Source organism: Sulfitobacter aestuarii, from assembly GCF_042685005.1.
Lineage (GTDB): Bacteria > Pseudomonadota > Alphaproteobacteria > Rhodobacterales > Rhodobacteraceae > Sulfitobacter > Sulfitobacter aestuarii.
Genome location: NZ_JBHUMP010000015.1, coordinates 24,293 through 39,958, shown reverse-complemented (window position 1 = coordinate 39,958; position 15,666 = coordinate 24,293). Strand labels below are relative to the sequence as shown.

Here is a 15,666-nt window from a genome sequence, read left to right as displayed (position 1 = left end):
ATGAAGATGCAGAACGCGACTGCTCTATTTCACAACGCGGATCCCATCGGTCTGCTTGAGGCGGTGGGTGCCGATCTGGCCGCGCAGGACGTGGCTTTTGAACGGACAACGGGACCGACGCTTTGCTATGATACCGGGATCGGCGCGATGCGGCTGGGCTGCGATGCCTCGGCCCTGCGCATCGAGATCGAAAGCGACACCGCGGGCAATCTCCACATGCTGCGCGAGGGCCTCTGCGCGCGGCTCGATCGGCTGCTCGGCGCGCCGGTGGAGCTGATGTGGTCCGGGCTGGCGCCGCGGGCCTCTGGCCTGCCGCCGAGCATGCGCATCGCCCGGGTTCTGGGGCGCAGCCTTGTCGGGAAAAACTTCCTGCGTCTGCGGCTCGCGGCCGAACGGCTGGAAGATTTCGCGCGCTCTGGTCTGCACATCCGGCTGCTGATCCCCCCTCCCGGCCGCGCGCCGACATGGCCGCGTGTGGGCGCGAACGGGCGCACGATATGGCCCGACGGCGACGACGCCCTGCACATCCCGGCCTATACGATCCGCGCCGTTGACCCGGCGGCCGGGTGGCTGGACGTCGACATCTTTCTGCACGGCAACGGCGCGACCTGCCGATGGGCGCAGGAGGTCGCGCCCGGTGAGAAGGTCGGCATCAGCGGCCCGGGTGGCGGCTGGCTGCCCCCCGGCGACAGATGGGTGCTGGCCGGAGACGAAACCGCGCTGCCCGCCATGGCGCGCATGCTCGAGCTGGCGCCCGTCGGCATCACCGGTCAGGCCCTGATCGAGGTTGCGGATGCTCAAAGCGAGATCGCCCTGGCATCGCCACCGGGTTTCACCATTCGCTGGTTGCACCGCGCGACGGCGGCGCAGGATCTGGTCACGGCTTTCCGCTCCCTGCCATTGCCTGCGGGAGAAGGCGCCTATGTCTGGTTCGCCGCTGAAAAGTCGCAGGCCGCTGCCGTGCGCCAATACCTTCGCAGTCGGCCGGACATCGGAAAATCACAACGCCATGTCGCGGGATACTGGTGTGAATCAATATATTGACTATTTTAGTCAGGAACTATAATCCCACCCCCGACCCAGCCACTCCCGCCAGGCCACAATCCTAAATTCAATACAAGGAGAGGGACATGCTCTGCATGCGCTCAAGCCTGTCGGTCTGCGCGCTGCTTGCGGCGGTACCGGCCCTGGCCCAAGACATCGCGCTCGACGCGATCACCATCGAAGATCAGAGTGAACGCGGCCTCTTTGGTGAAACCGTCGCGTTCGACAGTCGCGGCATCACCAGGCTCGACACGCCGATCGCCGAGACACCGCGTGCGATCAACGTCGTGACGGCCCAGCAGATGCAGGAACGGGGCGCGCGGAGCGTTGAGGAGGCGCTGAGCTATGCTACCGGCGTCAACGCCGGGCAATGGGGACAGGATGCGCGCTCGGATTGGTACAACATCCGCGGGTTCAATCCGACGACCTTCCATGACGGCCTCGTGTCGCGCTTCGGCTATTACAACGATGTGAAACCCGAGACATTCCTGCTGGAAAGCGTCGCAGTCCTGCGCGGACCGGCTTCCGGTCTTTACGGCAATGGCGAGGTCGGCGGCGTGGTCAATACCATGTCGAAGACCTCCGCAAGACAAAGCCCCAACATCGTGCAGCTTTCCTTCGGCAATCATGCGCGCAAGCAGGTGGGGCTCGATTTCGGCGGCGACCTGAAAGCCGACGGAACGCTGAGCTATCGTCTTGTGGGTCTGGCCCGCGACGCAGCCACCGGGGTTAATTTCTCCCACGACGATGCGCTGGCGCTGGCGCCCTCGATCACCTGGCGTCCTACGGCAGATACCGAGCTGACCCTGCTGGCCCGCTACCAGAAGAACGACGCGACGCCGGATATCCAATTCGCCTCGATCTATGGCACGTTGCTCCCGGCCCCGAACGGGGCCTTCCTTGACAGCGACCTGTTCGTCGGCGAGCCGGATTTCGACCGGTTCGATGCCGAACATGCAAGCCTGACCGCCTTCTTTTCGCATCGCTTCAACGATACCTGGACGATGAATCTCAACGCCAGATGGATCGACGCGCAGGCGCAGTACAACCACGCGTGGTGGGCCTTCGACGATTATCCGACCCGCTACAATCCGGACGGCACGATCGATCGCACCGTCTATCGCGCGGAGAACACCATGGAGAGCTTCAACATGGCTGCCAGCGCCACGGCGAGATATGCGCTTGGCGGATGGGATATGCAGACGTTGATCGGGCTCGATTATACCCGCGCGCTCTATGACAGCGATACAGCCTATGGCGCGCAGAACGGACCGATCGATCCGTTCGATCCCAGCTATACCGGCGTCAGTATCGGCGCGGTGACCGACACGCCCGCAAATACGGTCGAGGAGGCGGGGGCCTATGTCCAGACCCGCGCCTCGCTGAATGACCGGCTGCATATCGATGCCGGGCTGCGCTATGGGTGGATCGAATCCGGCGAGACCGGCGGAACCTTCTCCGGCAGGACTGTGAACGCGACGGACCATGCGCTGAGTACGAATATGGCGCTGCTTTACCGTTTCGATAACGGTCTGGCGCCCTATGCGAGCTATGCGGAGAGTTTCCGTCAGGAGATCGTCGGGGCGGATGCGTCCGGGCGCGCGTTCGAGCCCACGCAGGGCAGGCAATACGAGCTGGGGGTGAAATTCCAGCCCGCGGGCCCGCAGACGCTTTTCTCGGCCGCGGTGTTCGACCTCACCAAATCGAACCTGGCGCTGGCTGACCCGGCGAACCCGGGGTTTCAGGTTCAGTCGGGCGAGGCGAACTCGCGTGGTGTCGAACTCGAACTCAAACATCGGATCGGCGATGTCTTCCTCGATGTCGGCTATACTTGGCTCGATACCGAGAATGTCTCCGGTCACTGGATCGCGCAGGTCCCGGCCGATTTCGGTTCGATTTGGGCGGATTGGCGGCCGCAGGGCGGCGTGCTGGAGGGCTGGATCCTGGGCGCGGGCATCCGGCATATCGGCGAGAAATGGGAGGGTTCGGACAGCCAGCGCACCCCCGCGGTGACCTTGCTCGATGCCTCGCTGGGCTGGTCGAACGACGATTACGATGTGCGGCTCAACCTGCAGAATCTCACCGACAAGGATCATCTTTCCTTCTGCGACACCGGTGCCTGCTATTTCGGACAGGGTCGCAGCGTGTCGCTGACCGGCACGATGAAGTTCTGATGTTCGCGCTTCGGGACGTCGCAAAGGAGCACGGTGGGCGGGAAGTGCTCAACATCGACCGTCTGTCGCTCGGCGAGACAGGGATCACGGCGATCCTCGGTCAGAACGGTTCCGGGAAGTCGACGCTGTTGTCGCTGCTGGCCCGGCAGGCACGTCCCGAGCAGGGCAGTGTCACGCTCGATGACGCGCCGATTGCGTCGTTTGGCCAACGCGCCCTGGCGCGCCGGGTGGCGTTTCTTCCCCAACGTCTGCCGACGGCGCCCGGCATGACAGTGCGCGAGCTCTGCGGGTTGGGCCGCTTTGCCTGGCGCGGCGCATTCGGACGCTGGGACGATCTCGACAGGCGGGCGGTCGATACGGCCCTTCTGGCGACCGGCGTCAAGGAATTCTCCGGCCAGCCAGCCGATGATCTCTCCGGCGGCGAACGCCAGCGTGCCTGGATCGCGATGCTGCTGGCGCAGGACGCGCCGATCATGCTGCTGGACGAGCCGACCGCCGCGCTCGACCTGGCCCATGCCTATGAGGTGATGCGCCTGCTCCACCGGCTCTCGCGCACGGCGGGACGGCGTATCATCGTCGTCCTGCATGATGTGAACCTCGCCGCGCGTTTCGCTGACCGGATCGTGGCGCTGCGGCAGGGGCGCGTGGGCTTTGACGGGCCTCCTGCCGAATTTCTCGCGCCCGAGACGTTGCGCGCCCTTTTTGACCTCGACATGACGCTGATCGCCGGGCCTGCCGGGCCCGTTGCGGTCGTTGCCTGAGCTTGCGGAGTATTGGCCATGCTGCGCCTCGCCCTAGCCATTCTGCTCTCCCTCGCCGCGCCGCTTGCCGCGCAGGAAAAGCCGCCGATGCGTATCGTTGCCCTCAACTGGGCGCTGGCGGAATCACTGCTCGCAATCGGCGTCGTGCCGATCGGCGTGGCGGATGTGATGGGATACCGGACCTGGGTCGGGCGGCCCGAACTGGCCCTCGACACGCCGGACGTGGGGCTGCGCACGGAGCCCAACCTCGAAACCATCGCGGCGCTGGCTCCGGATCTCATCCTCGCCTCCGATCAACAGCGCGACCTGCTCCCGGCCCTGGGTCGGATCGCCGAGGTCTGGCATGTTCCGGGGTTCAGCGCCGATCAGGACAATGCTGCGACCGCCCGGGCGGAATTTCTCGCGCTCGGCACCCGGCTGGGGCGAGGGGCCGAGGCGAGGGCCGCGCTGGCGCGCAGCGACGCGCGTATCGAGGCAGCAGCGGCGCGATTGCATGCGCATTTTGGCGAGCCGCTCCCCGAAGTGCTGCCGATCCGCCTGCTGAGTCCGACAACGGTGCGCATTCACGGTGCCAACGGCATGGCCCGCGCCGCCCTCGCAATGATGAACCTGCCCCATCCCGATCCCGGCGCTCCGAACCGCTGGGGATTCCGGCAGCGGCCTGTCGAAGACCTTGCGAGGTTTGACAGGGCAATCGTCGTGAATTTCACCCCGTTTCCTGCGCGCCGCGCGCTTTTCGGCTCCGCGCTCTGGAGCTTCATGCCATTCGTTCAGGGTGGACGGTTCGCCGAGACCGGGCCGGTCTGGGCTTTTGGCGGCGCGGTCTCGCTGGGCTACATGGCCGAGGCGATTGCCGAGGGCTTGCTCACCATCGATCCCGAGGCTCTGCCATGATCCGCCTGCTGATCCTGACCCTGAGCCTGTTGGCCAATCCGCTCGGCGCCGCGACGGCCCCGGAGCGGCACGAGAAGCAGGGATCCGCACAGGTGCCGGAAAGAATTGTCGTTCTGGACTGGGCGCTGACCGAACAGTTGCTGGATCTTGGCATCACCCCGGTGGGCGCGCCCGAGCTGGCGCTCTATCGCGAATGGGTCATCGACCCGGCGCTGCCGGAGAGCGTCGCCGATATCGGTCTGCGCAGCGAACCCAATCTCGAACAGATCGCGTCATTGGCCCCGGACCTCATCCTGGCCTCCGATCTCGATCCTGCCCAGCTTGCGCGGCTGGAAAGGGTTGCCCCGGTGCGTGTCTTCGAGGCCTTCTCGAAGGATCACGACAATATCGCCGCGGCGCGGGACATTTTTGAGACCATTGCACAGCTGACCGGACGTGCCGCGCTGGCCGAGGCGCGCATTTCCGCGATGACCGCGGAGCTGTCCGCCTTGCGGCAATCCCTCTTCGCCGCCTTTAACGGAGAGGTGCCCAGCGTCGCCGTTGTGCGGTTGCGCGATGACGCCGGCGTCTGGATCTACGGCGCCAATTCCATGCCCGCCGCCGCCCTTGAGGCTTTGGGTATCCAGAACGCCCTGCCGCAGCCGCCGTCGCGCTGGGGTGCGGTGCAGCGCCCCCTGTCGGCGCTAATCGAGGTCGGCACCGGTGCCGTGATCGCGATCCGCCCGCATATGGCCGGTACGGCGGTATTCGACACGCCGATCTGGCGCCATTTACCCGCCGTGCAGGCCGACCGCTTTGCCGAGGCGGCGCCGGTCTGGAGTTATGGCGGCTACCTGTCGCTTCTGCGTCATGCGCGCGTCTTCACCCAAGCCCTGCAGGCGATGTCCCGATGAACAGGGATTTCCCGTTCACCGCGCCTCTTGCGCTCGCCGCGCTGTCTCTCTTCGTCCTCCTGCATCTCCGGCTCGGCGTGGATATCGGGGCGGGCCGACTGGCCGAGCTGGTGACGGGGGCGGCCCCGGCGGGATTTTCCGATATTCAGGCGACCCATGCGGTTTTGCCCCGTATCGTGATGGGAACGCTCGTCGGCATCGCGCTCGGCATTGCAGGCAGCCTGTTCCAGCAGATGACCGGCAACCGGCTGGCCTCGCCCCTGACGCTGGGCGCCTCGTCGGGCGCCTGGCTGGCGATGATCGTCGCGACCTTCCTGGCGCCGGAGCTGGCGGCTTCGGCACGCGAATGGGTCAGTCTCGCCGGGGCCACGGCCGCTTTCGGCCTGCTTGTCGCAATCGCCGGTCTGCGCGGCTTGATGGGGCTGCGCGGGGTGCTGGCGGGCATGGCGGTCAATCTCCTGCTCGGCGCGGTCGCCTCGGCGATCATTCTGCTGCAAAGCCCCTATTTCGGACAGCTCTTCATCTGGGGTGCCGGGGATCTCGCGCAGAACGGCTGGGACGACATCGGCTGGGCCTGGCCGCGTCTGGGATGCGCGATCCTTGCCGCCATCGCCTGCACGCGCGTATTGGGGCTTTTGCGGCTGGGCGCGGGCGGCGCAGAGGGGCGCGGGCTTGCGCTGCCCCCCTGGCTTGGCCTGCTGGCGCTGCTCGCATTGTTCCTGACCGCCGTGAGCGTCGCCTCGGTCGGCATGATCGGCTTTATCGGATTGCTGGCACCGAATATCGCCGGGCTCGGCAAGGCGCGCGGCCCGCTGCGCGAGATGCTGATGAGCGGGCTGATCGGTGCGGCGCTTCTGGTCGGTGCCGACCTGATCGCGGTGAGCGCCAGCACCCTGCTGCGCGACATGGTCCCGACCGGCGCCGCGGCGGCGCTGGCCGGGGCGCCCGCCCTGATCCTGCTCCTGCGCCGCCGCTTGGGCGCCGCCGGTCACGCCGCGCTCGAAATGCCGACCGGACCGATGCGGATCGCTCCGCGCACGCGGCTCGGGATCTGTATGCTCGTGCTCGGCACCTGTTTCTGCGCCCTTTGCCTCTCCCCCGGCGCTTCGGGCTGGGCCGTCGCCTGGCCTGACCCGCTGACCCTGTCTTTTCGCTGGCCCCGGATTCTGGGGGCCAGCGGCGCGGGCGCGGCAATGGCGGTTTCGGGCATGATCCTGCAACGGGTGATCCGCAATCCGCTCGCCAGTCCGGATATCCTCGGCATGTCATCCGGCGCGACCTTCGCGCTGGTGGCCACCGCGCTCGTCACCGGAAACTCCATTCATGCCCTTGGCATCGCCGTCGCCCTGCTGGGCAGCCTGGTGGTCCTGGCGGCGCTGATCCTTCTGGGGCGTCGGCACGGCCATGCCCCGATGTTTGTCGCCCTCCTGGGAATTTCGCTCGGCGCCCTGCTCGATGCGCTGGTCAAGATCGCGATGGCCGCGGGCACTGCGGACTCGGTTGCGATCCTCGGCTGGCTGAACGGCTCGACCTACCGGATCTCGCCCCTCGGCGCACTGGCGCTGATCGGTGCAGCGAGCGCGGCTCTGGCGCTGAGCTTCGCCGCGCGCCGCTGGCTCGATCTCATCGGCATGGGGGATGTGGTGGCGACGGCCCGGGGGCTGGAGACCACCCGCGTGCGGCTGCTCGGATTGTGTCTCGCGGCCTCCCTGGCGGGGATCGTGACGGCGATCATGGGGCCGATAAGTTTTGTCGGACTGCTGGCGCCGCATCTGGCCACCGCGCTCGGCGCCCGCCGCGCAGGCAGCCAAGTGAGCCTCGGCGCCCTGCTCGGGGCCTGCCTGCTGGTGCTGTCCGACTGGCTCGGCCGAAGCCTCGTCTATCCGATGCAACTGCCTGCGGGCACCTTCGCGGCGATCCTCGGGGGCGGGTACTTACTGGTGCTGATGATCCGCGCACGCCGCGCAAAGCCATAATGCCTATCTCGCCTGATCCACATCGAGTCCCGAGAACCGAACGATCCGCAGGCCGCGATCCGGATCATCCAAGGAAACGGGCTCGGCGGGTCACCAACCGGCTGGGCCGGAACTGCTATAGCGTTTATCAGTCAAAGCCCGCCTATAGATCAGTTCCGTTGCCTTCCCGCTGGAACGTGATCTGGCCGTCCATCACCGAGGTCACCGCAACCGCCTCGGTGATATCTCCCGCGGGCAGTTGGGTCAGATCGTGGCTCAAGACCACGATGTCGGCGGTCATACCCTCTTTCAGCTTGCCACGCGTGGTCTCGGCGAATTCGGCCCAGGCGTTGTCTCGCGTGTAGCTGGCGAGCGTATCCCGAAGTGTCTGGGTCTGGTCCGGCCAGTCCTTGCCAAGATCGAGCGGCGCGACTGCGGCCTTGATACTGGGCATCACATCCACGGGGATGACCGGCCAATCGGTTGAAAAGATCACCTTCGCCCCGCTCTCCCGGAGGGTCTGCCAGGCATAGGCTCCAGCGATCTGCTCGGGGCGGATATAGTTCCCGACGCCGTCGGGTGGAAAGACATGACCGCGCGGCGCGTGGCCCGGCTGCAAAGACGCGACGATGCCCAGTTCGGCCAGTCGGGGAATATCATCGGGGTGGATCACCTCGATATGCTCGATCCGGTGGCGGCTGTCGCGCTTTCCATTGGCCTTTTGCGCGGCCTCAAAGGCGTCGATGGTCCGGCGCACGGCGGCGTCACCGATGGCATGAACGGCGATCTGAAAGCCGAGCCGGTCAGCCTCGACACAGGCGGCGACGAAATGCTCTTGGGTGAAAACCTCATCGCCCTTATTGCCGTCTCTGCCCATCTTCCCCGGATAGGGTTGCAACATCAGCGCGGTCCCGCTTTCGATCACGCCGTCGATGAACATTTTGACATGGCTACAGCGGACTTTCTCCCCCTGAAACGCTGCGCGCAGGGCCGGGGCTTGCTCAGTCAGACGCGCCACCGGGTCAATGCCCTTAAGGTGGAACGGCACATGACAACGGCAGAGCAACCGGCCTTCGGCTTCCAACTCTGACAACAGTTCAAGCTGGTAGCGATTGCCGTCCATCAGGTGCAGGCCGGTGATGCCCTGCGCCGCGCAATGGGCCAGTCCGCGTGCGATGACGTCTTTGTCCATCGCGCGTTCTTGCGGTGTGGCGGGCGGCTCGGGGTCGCGGCCAGCGGTGAGGCCCAGCATGTCGCGGCCCCCATATCGGGTGAGCGACAGGATCGGACTATAGGCGCCGGGCTCAAGCAATTCCCCCGTGGCCCGCCCGTCATCGCCCATGACGATTTCAGAGCCTGCGTCGACCTCTCCGCCTTCCAACAGACCTGCCGCTTCCAATGCGGCGGTATTGGCCCAGACCGTGTGGTGATCGGGGGCGAACATGGCAAGGGGCCGGTCAGGCAGGATCGCATCAAGGTCGTGCCGCGTGAGGGTCTTGCCTGTGTCAAGGATGCCGTAATCGGCCATGACGCAAAACAGCATCCTGTCGTCTGGGTTGGCATCTGCATAGGGCCGGATCAGGCGGCGCATCTCCTCCAGCCCGGTGACGCCGTAAAGGCTGAGATATTCCAATTCCACCGAGCCGCCAAACAAATGCACATGGCTGTCAATAAAGCCGGGCAGCACCGTACCGCCTTTTGCGTCGATCACCTTGGTCTGCGGGCCGATCAGCGGTTTGATCTCAGCGTCAGAGCCAACAGCCGTGATTTGATTGCCAGTGATGGCAAGCGCACTGGCTTTGGGCCGGTCAGTGTCAAAGGTAATCAGCGCGCCGTTATGAATGACGATATCTGCCGGCATGGTCATTGGTTCCTTGTTTCAATACGCGCCCCGACCAAGGCCGGAGCGCAATGCGTTTATCCGTGAACGCGGGTCTTATTTCTGAAGGTCGGTCCAGATCGCGGTGTAGAGCTTTTGCGCTTCCGGCGGGCAGGCCTTGGCGACATAGGCCGCACCCTTCAGCTCCTGCGGTACCACCACTTCGGGGGCGGATTGCATGTCTTCGGGCATGAACTCTTCTGATCCCGCGATACCATTGGCATAGCGCGCGAATTCAGACAGCATCGCGGCGTTTTCCGGGTCCATCACGAAGTTGAGAAAGGTCTTCGCCTCTTCCACATTGGCGGCATCCGCAAGGATTGCAGCATTGTCCATCCAGACGGGGTAGCCTTCTTGCGGGTAGCCGAAAGCGATGTCGGGGTTCTGGTTGCGCGCCCGGAACGACGCGCCGTTCCAGTTCACCCCGGCGGCGAGGTCACCCTTGGCATATTTCTCGATATTGCCATAGTCCATCGACAGCCAGTTGGGCTTGGCGTTGCGCAGAATGTCGCGGACCTTTTTCAGCATCTCCTTGTCGGCCGTACATTGCTCGCCGCCCGCATAATGGATCGCCATGCCCATGACGTCATTCATCTCTGGCACCACGTTGATCTTGCCCTTCAGCTCTTCTGGCGGGTCAAAGATCACGGCGGCGGTGTTGATGTCGCCGTCATAGACCGAGGTGTTCACGGTGACACCCACAGTCCCCCACTGCCACGGCACAGTATAATTGCGGCCCGGATCGAATTCGACGTCGATCCACTGCGGGTCCATATGTTTGAAATTTTCCATCTCGTTGGGCTTGCTCTCCATCAGCAGCCCTTCGCCGATGAAGATCGGCACATAGGTGCCGGAGGGCACGACAATGTCAAAGCCGTGACCGCCCGCCTTGATCTTGGCCAGCGCGGTGTCGTTGCTGTCATAGTCGGTGATGGTGACCTTGATGCCGGTCTCTTTCTCGAACTTCTCGATCATCTCAGGGCTGGTGTAATTGCCCCAGTTGTAGATGTTCAGCTCGCCTTCGGCCAAGGCTGGCCCGGCAAGGATGAGGGTCAGTGCCGTTAATGTCTTTTTCATCTTACGCTCCCGTTGGTTGATTATTTTTTGGCTCTGCTGAGCAGGGTATAGGCGATCACCATTGTAACAGAGATGCAGAGCAATACGGTCGAAATTGCGTTGATCTCTGGCGTCACCACCCGCCGAAGTTGGCCCAGCATATAGGTCGGCAGAGTGTCCTGCCCGGCGGATTTCACAAACTCGGTAATGACCACATCATCAAGACTGATGACGAAGGCCAGCATCGCCCCGGCAAGGATGCCGGGCCAAAGCTGCGGCAGGGTCACATGGCGGAAAACCTGAAACGGCGTGCCATAAAGATCGGCGCCCGCTTGCTCCAGCGTCAGGTCCATCCCCTGCAACCGCGCACGAATGGGCAGATAGGCAAAGGGGATGCAAAAGGCGGAATGCGCGATGATCAGATAGAGCAGCCCGGTGTAGCCAGTGACGACCTTGATCGAGGCAAAGAAGATCAGCAGCGCCACGGCTGTCACGATCTCCGGCACCATCAGCGGCTGGTGGATCAGCGCAAACACGGTGCTCTGCCCGCGAAACTTGCCCGTGCGGGTGGTGCCAAGGGCCGCCAGCACCGCAACACTGGTCGAGATTGCAGCGGCAGAGACCGCGATGACAAGGCTGCGGACGGTCGCCTCCTGCACCATTTGATTGTCCCAAGCCGACACATACCAGCGCCAAGAGAACCCCTCCCAAATGGCGATAGAGGTGCCTGAGTTGAAGGAATAGACCACCAGTAGAATGATCGGCATGTACAGCATGAAGAAACATGCCATCGCGATGCTGGTAAATCCGGTCAGTTTGCGAATGTCGAAACCGCGATTAGCCATGCTGCACCTCTTCATTCCCCGCGGCGCGGACATAGGCCAGCAGCGCCACCATCACGATGGCCAGCAAAGTGATCGACAGCGCCGCCCCCAAGGGCCAGTTCCGTCCCTGTCCAAATTGCAACTCGATCAGGTTGCCGATCATCAACTGGTTGCCCCCGCCCATCACGCGCGGCGTGACATAGGCGCCAAGCGACGGCACCAAGACAAGAATCGAGCCCGCGATCACCCCCGGTTTCACCAGCGGCAGGATCACCCGCCGCAGCACGTGAAGCCGTGTGGCGTACAAGTCATAGCCCGCTTCAACGAGCCGGAAATCCAACCGCTCCAATGAGGCATAGATCGGCAGCACCATCAGCGGCAGATAGACATAGACCATGCCCAAGATGATCGAAAATTCGGTGAACAGCATTTGGATCGGCTCATCGATAATGCCCAAACCCATGAGGATCGAATTGACGGTCCCCTCGTTCCGGATCAGTTCCAAAATGGCGAACGTGCGGATCAGCAGGTTCGTCCAAAAAGGAATGATGATCAGCAGCATCCAGAATTCCCGCTGCTTTTTCGGGCGTGTTGCGATGAAATAGGCGGTGGGAAAGCCAAAGAACAGGCAGGCGATCGTGGTCAGGATCGACAGTTTGAGCGACCGCCAAAAAATGCTGAGATGCGCATCCGACCAGCCCATGGTGTCGTCGAAAATATCGCGCTGCATCAGCACACCGAACCAAGCATCGGTCGAGAAATCCCAGACCACCCCACCATAATCGCCGGGTGTGAGGAAGGAATAGACCAAGGTGATCAACAACGGCCCACTGGCGGCGAAGATCAGGATTATCAGCGCCGGTGTCAGCAGCAGCCAACGGGTCCGGGCGGCGCGTTTGACGACGGTGTTTGAAAGCTCTGCCATGCGTCAGTCCCTCAGCACTTGAGCGGCCCCATCGGGGAAGGACACTCCAACCCGGTCACCCGTGACATAGGAATGCGCGACCGTCGGGCCGTTTTGCTGGCGCAGAACAAACTCGCTGCCGTCGTCCAGACCGACATGGAAATGCGTATCCGTCCCGAAATAGACCACGTCACGCAGGCTTCCGGCCAAAAGCCCTTCGGCTTCTGAGGTCAGTTGCGCATGCTCAGGCCGCAGCGCGAGGGTCACTTGGCCGGCGCTTGCCTCATTCGCATGGGCTTGGACCATCTTGCCCGAGGGCAGGCGCAGCTGCGCGGTCTCGCCGTCGCGCCCGATGATTTTTGCCGGGAGGAAATTGGTATCGCCGATGAAATCCGCAACGAAACGATCTGCCGGGCGGTCATAGATTTCGCGCGGGCGTCCGACCTGCCGCACGGCGCCGTTGGACATGACCGCAATACGGTCCGACATGGTCAGCGCCTCTTCCTGATCGTGCGTCACAAAGATAAAGGTGATGCCGGTCTCTGTCTGAAGCCGTTTCAACTCAAGCTGCATCTTCTTGCGCAGCTTGAAATCAAGTGCGCTCAAGGGTTCGTCTAAAAGCAGGATCTTGGGCCGGGGGGCCAAGGCGCGGGCAAGGGCGACCCGCTGCTGCTGCCCGCCCGAAATCTGACTGGTCTGCCGATCCGCCATCTGCGTCATCTGCACCAGTTCCATCATCTCGGCGACGGTGGACCTGATCGCGGCCTTGGGCGTGCCCAGCATCTGCAATCCGAAACCGATATTCTCGGCGACGGTCATATGCGGGAACAGCGCGTAGTTTTGGAAGACGGTGTTGATCGGGCGTTTGTAGGGCGGAGAGTCCAGCAGGCTTTCGCCGAACATCTCCAGACTTCCCGAGGTCGGATGTTCGAACCCTGCGATCAGCCGCAGCAGAGTGGTCTTGCCACAGCCCGATGGCCCCAGCAGCGTGAAGAATTCGTTGTCCTGGATTTCCAGATCAATGCTTGCCAGCGCTTCGACCGGCGGATGGCCAGGATATACTTTGCGCAGTGCCCGAGCGGTGATTGCCTTCGCCATCTTTCCCCCTGATTGCCTAGCCTGGTTCTTGTTTTTGAGCAAAGCCTGACCTGCATGATTGCGCCAATATCAATTGGTGAATATACCCCATGAGGGGTAGTGTTCTTCAATTTTTGATCAGATCTTGGAGTACCTTTGAGCGACGCGCTGACAAAACTGGCGATTGCGCAATTGCGCGATGCCTTTCGGGCCGTCGGCACTTCTGATTTCTTCGAGGCCTACATGGCCCTTTTCAGCGCGCGCATGGCCTTTGGCACTTTCCTGATGCTGCGTTTCGATGCGGGCCGACCGCCCCTTCTCCTGGACCACTGGATCGAGCCGGGGAAACTGCTCGGCCGCCCCCTCGAAGATTATATAGAGAGCAGCTACGGCTTTGACCCTTTCTATCTGCATGGGCCCCCGCCTGAGGGCGGCGGCGTGTTCCGCCTGGTCGACATCGCGCCGGACCGGTTCTTTTCCAGCGAATATTACCTGCAGTATTATCGCGGCACCGGGCTTTGTGACGAAGTTGGCCTGCTCGCCCCCCTGCAGGACGGCGGTGTCGCGCATCTGTCGCTGAACCGGCGGGACGGGCAGGGGCCCTTCCGGCGCACCGAATTGCAATATTTGCAGAGCTATGCGCCCCTGTTGCTGGAGCTTCTGGTGCAGCATTGCGAAGCGGTGGCACCGGCACCCCCAATCCAGCCGACCGCCACGCGCCCGCCGCTTGCCGATGCGATCCGGGGCCATGCCCGGAACCGGCTGAACATCAGCTTGACCCGGCGCGAGGCTCAGATCGCCGGGCTGGTCTTGCAGGGACATTCGAACGGCTCGGCGGCAAGGCTGCTGGATATCGCAACCGAGACCTGCAAGGTCCATCGCCGCAACCTTTACCGCAAGCTTGTCATCTCATCGCAGCGCGACCTCTTCGGCGTTTTCAAGCACCTGCTGTGACCGGCGCTTGCGAGTTTCCGTGGGACCGCAATGGGCCAAGCGTCGGACAACAAGCAGCCTCACCCGGCGGCAAAATCGCCTGCGGATCGGTGACGCGCCCGCGGAACATGCAATCCGCGAACGCGAAAGATAAAGATCAGGCCAGCTTGCCGGCCACGTCGACGAGGCGGCGGGCCTGGTGGGCGATGGCGGACCTGGCGTCGTCCGAGAATTCCTCTCCGGCAGTGTGGCTGTAGCCATAGGGATTGCCGCCGGTCTTGAAGAGCACCTCGTCGGTGTAGCCGGGCGCCACGATGAATCCGCCCCAGTGCATCGCGGTCACATAGATCGACTGCAGCGTCGTTTCCTGACCGCCATGGGCGTTCTGCGCAGAGGTCATCGCCGACACCGGCTTGTTTGCCAGTTTGCCGCTCGACCATGCACCGCCCAGCGTGTCGATGAAGGCGCGCATCTGGCTTGCCATCACGCCAAAGCGGGTCGGTGCCGAGATGAGATAGGCGTTGGCCCATTCCATATCCGCGGCTGTGGCCTCGGGAATGTCGGCGGTCTTTTCGGCCTGGGCCTTCCAGGCGTCCTGGCTGTTGACAGCCGCATCAGGCGCGGTTTCCGCTGCCTTGAGCAGACGCACCTCGGCACCGGCCTCGCGCGCCGCATCGGCGGCAATGCTGGCCATCTGGTGATTGGTGCCATAGCTGGAATAATACACGATTGCGAGTTTGACGGTCATTTTCGTTCTCCATTTGGTTGGTGGTCAAAGATGATTGCCCGTGGCGGCAACAGATCCGCTGTCGCCGGGTCAAAGGGCACGTTTTGAGGGTTGTGTCAGATATCTCTGCCGGGCGCCTTGGCGCGCATCGCGTCCAGGCTCCAGGGTCCCGGACCTGCGAATACCAGGTACAGGAACACGAAACAGAACAGGATCGCCGCGGCACCGTCATTGACGGAGGGAAAGAAGCTCCGCGGTGCATGGGCCACGAAATAGGCAACCGCCATCGTGCCGGACGCCACAAAGGCGGCGGGACGGGTGAACAGTCCCAAAGCCAGCAGCGCCCCGGTGACAAGCTCGATCAGGCCGGCATTCCAGGACATCGAGAACATCTCGGGCGTGCGGCCTGAGGGAAAGCCGAGGATCTTTTCCGAACCGTAGGAAAGAAAGGTCAACCCGGCAGCGATACGCAAGATGCTGAGCAAACGCGGATTCCAGACGGTTTGGTAGTTCCGGACGTTCATATTCTTACTCCGTTTCTGATT

General features: G+C 63.3%; 14 protein-coding genes. 7 read left to right on the top strand and 7 right to left on the bottom strand.

Annotated features, from left to right (window positions below):
- The 6 genes from ACFSUD_RS15300 to fhuB all read left to right on the top strand — a co-directional run bounded on the left by ACFSUD_RS15300 (position 1) and on the right by fhuB (position 7,742).
- Entirely contained in the window at positions 1 to 1,044 is a 1,044-nt protein-coding gene (locus ACFSUD_RS15300; protein WP_386375376.1) for a siderophore-interacting protein, read from the top strand.
- A gap of 86 nt (positions 1,045 to 1,130) precedes the next feature.
- Complete coding sequence (locus tag ACFSUD_RS15295) at positions 1,131 to 3,218, top strand: TonB-dependent siderophore receptor (RefSeq protein ID WP_386375375.1); 2,088 nt, start codon at positions 1,131 to 1,133, stop codon at positions 3,216 to 3,218.
- Positions 3,218 to 3,979: an ABC transporter ATP-binding protein gene (locus ACFSUD_RS15290; RefSeq protein WP_386375374.1), complete on the top strand. Its 762-nt coding sequence runs from the start codon at positions 3,218 to 3,220 to the stop codon at positions 3,977 to 3,979. Before ACFSUD_RS15295 ends, ACFSUD_RS15290 begins: the two co-directional genes overlap by 1 nt.
- 18 nt (positions 3,980 to 3,997) lie before the next feature.
- The gene (locus tag ACFSUD_RS15285) at positions 3,998 to 4,873 is read left to right on the top strand and encodes an iron-siderophore ABC transporter substrate-binding protein (RefSeq protein ID WP_386375373.1); all 876 of its coding nucleotides are present in this window, start codon (positions 3,998 to 4,000) and stop codon (positions 4,871 to 4,873) included.
- Complete coding sequence (locus tag ACFSUD_RS15280; protein WP_386375372.1) at positions 4,870 to 5,766, top strand: iron-siderophore ABC transporter substrate-binding protein; 897 nt, start codon at positions 4,870 to 4,872, stop codon at positions 5,764 to 5,766. The genes ACFSUD_RS15285 and ACFSUD_RS15280 overlap by 4 nt, the downstream gene beginning before the upstream one ends.
- Positions 5,763 to 7,742 carry a Fe(3+)-hydroxamate ABC transporter permease FhuB gene (fhuB, locus tag ACFSUD_RS15275; RefSeq protein ID WP_386375371.1) on the top strand — a complete coding sequence of 660 codons (1,980 nt, stop codon included), beginning with the start codon at positions 5,763 to 5,765 and terminating at the stop codon, positions 7,740 to 7,742. The genes ACFSUD_RS15280 and fhuB overlap by 4 nt, the downstream gene beginning before the upstream one ends.
- Positions 7,743 to 7,884: 142 nt before the next feature.
- On the opposite strand, the gene ACFSUD_RS15270 is transcribed toward fhuB, so the two are convergent.
- The 5 genes from ACFSUD_RS15270 to ACFSUD_RS15250 all read right to left on the bottom strand — a co-directional run bounded on the left by ACFSUD_RS15270 (position 7,885) and on the right by ACFSUD_RS15250 (position 13,482).
- A complete protein-coding gene (locus tag ACFSUD_RS15270; RefSeq protein WP_386375370.1) occupies positions 7,885 to 9,588 on the bottom strand; it encodes an amidohydrolase in 1,704 nt (567 codons plus the stop codon).
- 69 nt (positions 9,589 to 9,657) lie between these two features.
- The gene (locus ACFSUD_RS15265) at positions 9,658 to 10,677 is read right to left on the bottom strand and encodes an ABC transporter substrate-binding protein (RefSeq protein WP_386375369.1); all 1,020 of its coding nucleotides are present in this window, start codon (positions 10,675 to 10,677) and stop codon (positions 9,658 to 9,660) included.
- 20 nt (positions 10,678 to 10,697) lie between these two features.
- Positions 10,698 to 11,501: an ABC transporter permease gene (locus tag ACFSUD_RS15260; RefSeq protein ID WP_386375368.1), complete on the bottom strand. Its 804-nt coding sequence runs from the start codon at positions 11,499 to 11,501 to the stop codon at positions 10,698 to 10,700.
- The gene (locus ACFSUD_RS15255; RefSeq protein WP_386375367.1) at positions 11,494 to 12,405 is read right to left on the bottom strand and encodes an ABC transporter permease; all 912 of its coding nucleotides are present in this window, start codon (positions 12,403 to 12,405) and stop codon (positions 11,494 to 11,496) included. The genes ACFSUD_RS15260 and ACFSUD_RS15255 overlap by 8 nt, the downstream gene beginning before the upstream one ends.
- 3 nt (positions 12,406 to 12,408) lie before the next feature.
- Positions 12,409 to 13,482 carry an ABC transporter ATP-binding protein gene (locus ACFSUD_RS15250; protein WP_386375366.1) on the bottom strand — a complete coding sequence of 358 codons (1,074 nt, stop codon included), beginning with the start codon at positions 13,480 to 13,482 and terminating at the stop codon, positions 12,409 to 12,411.
- A gap of 135 nt (positions 13,483 to 13,617) precedes the next feature.
- Here ACFSUD_RS15250 and ACFSUD_RS15245 point away from each other — a divergent pair, with 135 nt between their 5' ends.
- The gene (locus ACFSUD_RS15245) at positions 13,618 to 14,415 is read left to right on the top strand and encodes a helix-turn-helix transcriptional regulator (protein ID WP_386375365.1); all 798 of its coding nucleotides are present in this window, start codon (positions 13,618 to 13,620) and stop codon (positions 14,413 to 14,415) included.
- Between the two features lie 136 nt (positions 14,416 to 14,551).
- Here the strand turns inward: ACFSUD_RS15245 and wrbA are convergent, their stop codons facing one another.
- Both wrbA and ACFSUD_RS15235 read right to left on the bottom strand, forming a co-directional pair.
- Positions 14,552 to 15,142 carry an NAD(P)H:quinone oxidoreductase gene (wrbA, locus tag ACFSUD_RS15240; protein ID WP_386375364.1) on the bottom strand — a complete coding sequence of 197 codons (591 nt, stop codon included), beginning with the start codon at positions 15,140 to 15,142 and terminating at the stop codon, positions 14,552 to 14,554.
- Positions 15,143 to 15,237: 95 nt separating this feature from the next.
- Complete coding sequence (locus tag ACFSUD_RS15235; protein WP_386375363.1) at positions 15,238 to 15,645, bottom strand: DoxX family protein; 408 nt, start codon at positions 15,643 to 15,645, stop codon at positions 15,238 to 15,240.
- Positions 15,646 to 15,666 lie beyond the last annotated feature (21 nt).

Bases quoted from the DNA above. Each gene is read 5' to 3' on its own strand.
- ACFSUD_RS15300 (WP_386375376.1), top strand. From the start codon at position 1: ATGAAGATGCAGAACGCGACTGCTCTATTTCACAACGCGGATCCCATC.
- ACFSUD_RS15295 (WP_386375375.1), top strand. From the start codon at position 1,131: ATGCTCTGCATGCGCTCAAGCCTGTCGGTCTGCGCGCTGCTTGCGGCG.
- ACFSUD_RS15290 (WP_386375374.1), top strand. From the start codon at position 3,218: ATGTTCGCGCTTCGGGACGTCGCAAAGGAGCACGGTGGGCGGGAAGTG.
- ACFSUD_RS15285 (WP_386375373.1), top strand. From the start codon at position 3,998: ATGCTGCGCCTCGCCCTAGCCATTCTGCTCTCCCTCGCCGCGCCGCTT.
- ACFSUD_RS15280 (WP_386375372.1), top strand. From the start codon at position 4,870: ATGATCCGCCTGCTGATCCTGACCCTGAGCCTGTTGGCCAATCCGCTC.
- fhuB (WP_386375371.1), top strand. From the start codon at position 5,763: ATGAACAGGGATTTCCCGTTCACCGCGCCTCTTGCGCTCGCCGCGCTG.
- ACFSUD_RS15270 (WP_386375370.1), bottom strand. From the start codon at position 9,588: ATGACCATGCCGGCAGATATCGTCATTCATAACGGCGCGCTGATTACC.
- ACFSUD_RS15265 (WP_386375369.1), bottom strand. From the start codon at position 10,677: ATGAAAAAGACATTAACGGCACTGACCCTCATCCTTGCCGGGCCAGCC.
- ACFSUD_RS15260 (WP_386375368.1), bottom strand. From the start codon at position 11,501: ATGGCTAATCGCGGTTTCGACATTCGCAAACTGACCGGATTTACCAGC.
- ACFSUD_RS15255 (WP_386375367.1), bottom strand. From the start codon at position 12,405: ATGGCAGAGCTTTCAAACACCGTCGTCAAACGCGCCGCCCGGACCCGT.
- ACFSUD_RS15250 (WP_386375366.1), bottom strand. From the start codon at position 13,482: ATGGCGAAGGCAATCACCGCTCGGGCACTGCGCAAAGTATATCCTGGC.
- wrbA (WP_386375364.1), bottom strand. From the start codon at position 15,142: ATGACCGTCAAACTCGCAATCGTGTATTATTCCAGCTATGGCACCAAT.
- ACFSUD_RS15235 (WP_386375363.1), bottom strand. From the start codon at position 15,645: ATGAACGTCCGGAACTACCAAACCGTCTGGAATCCGCGTTTGCTCAGC.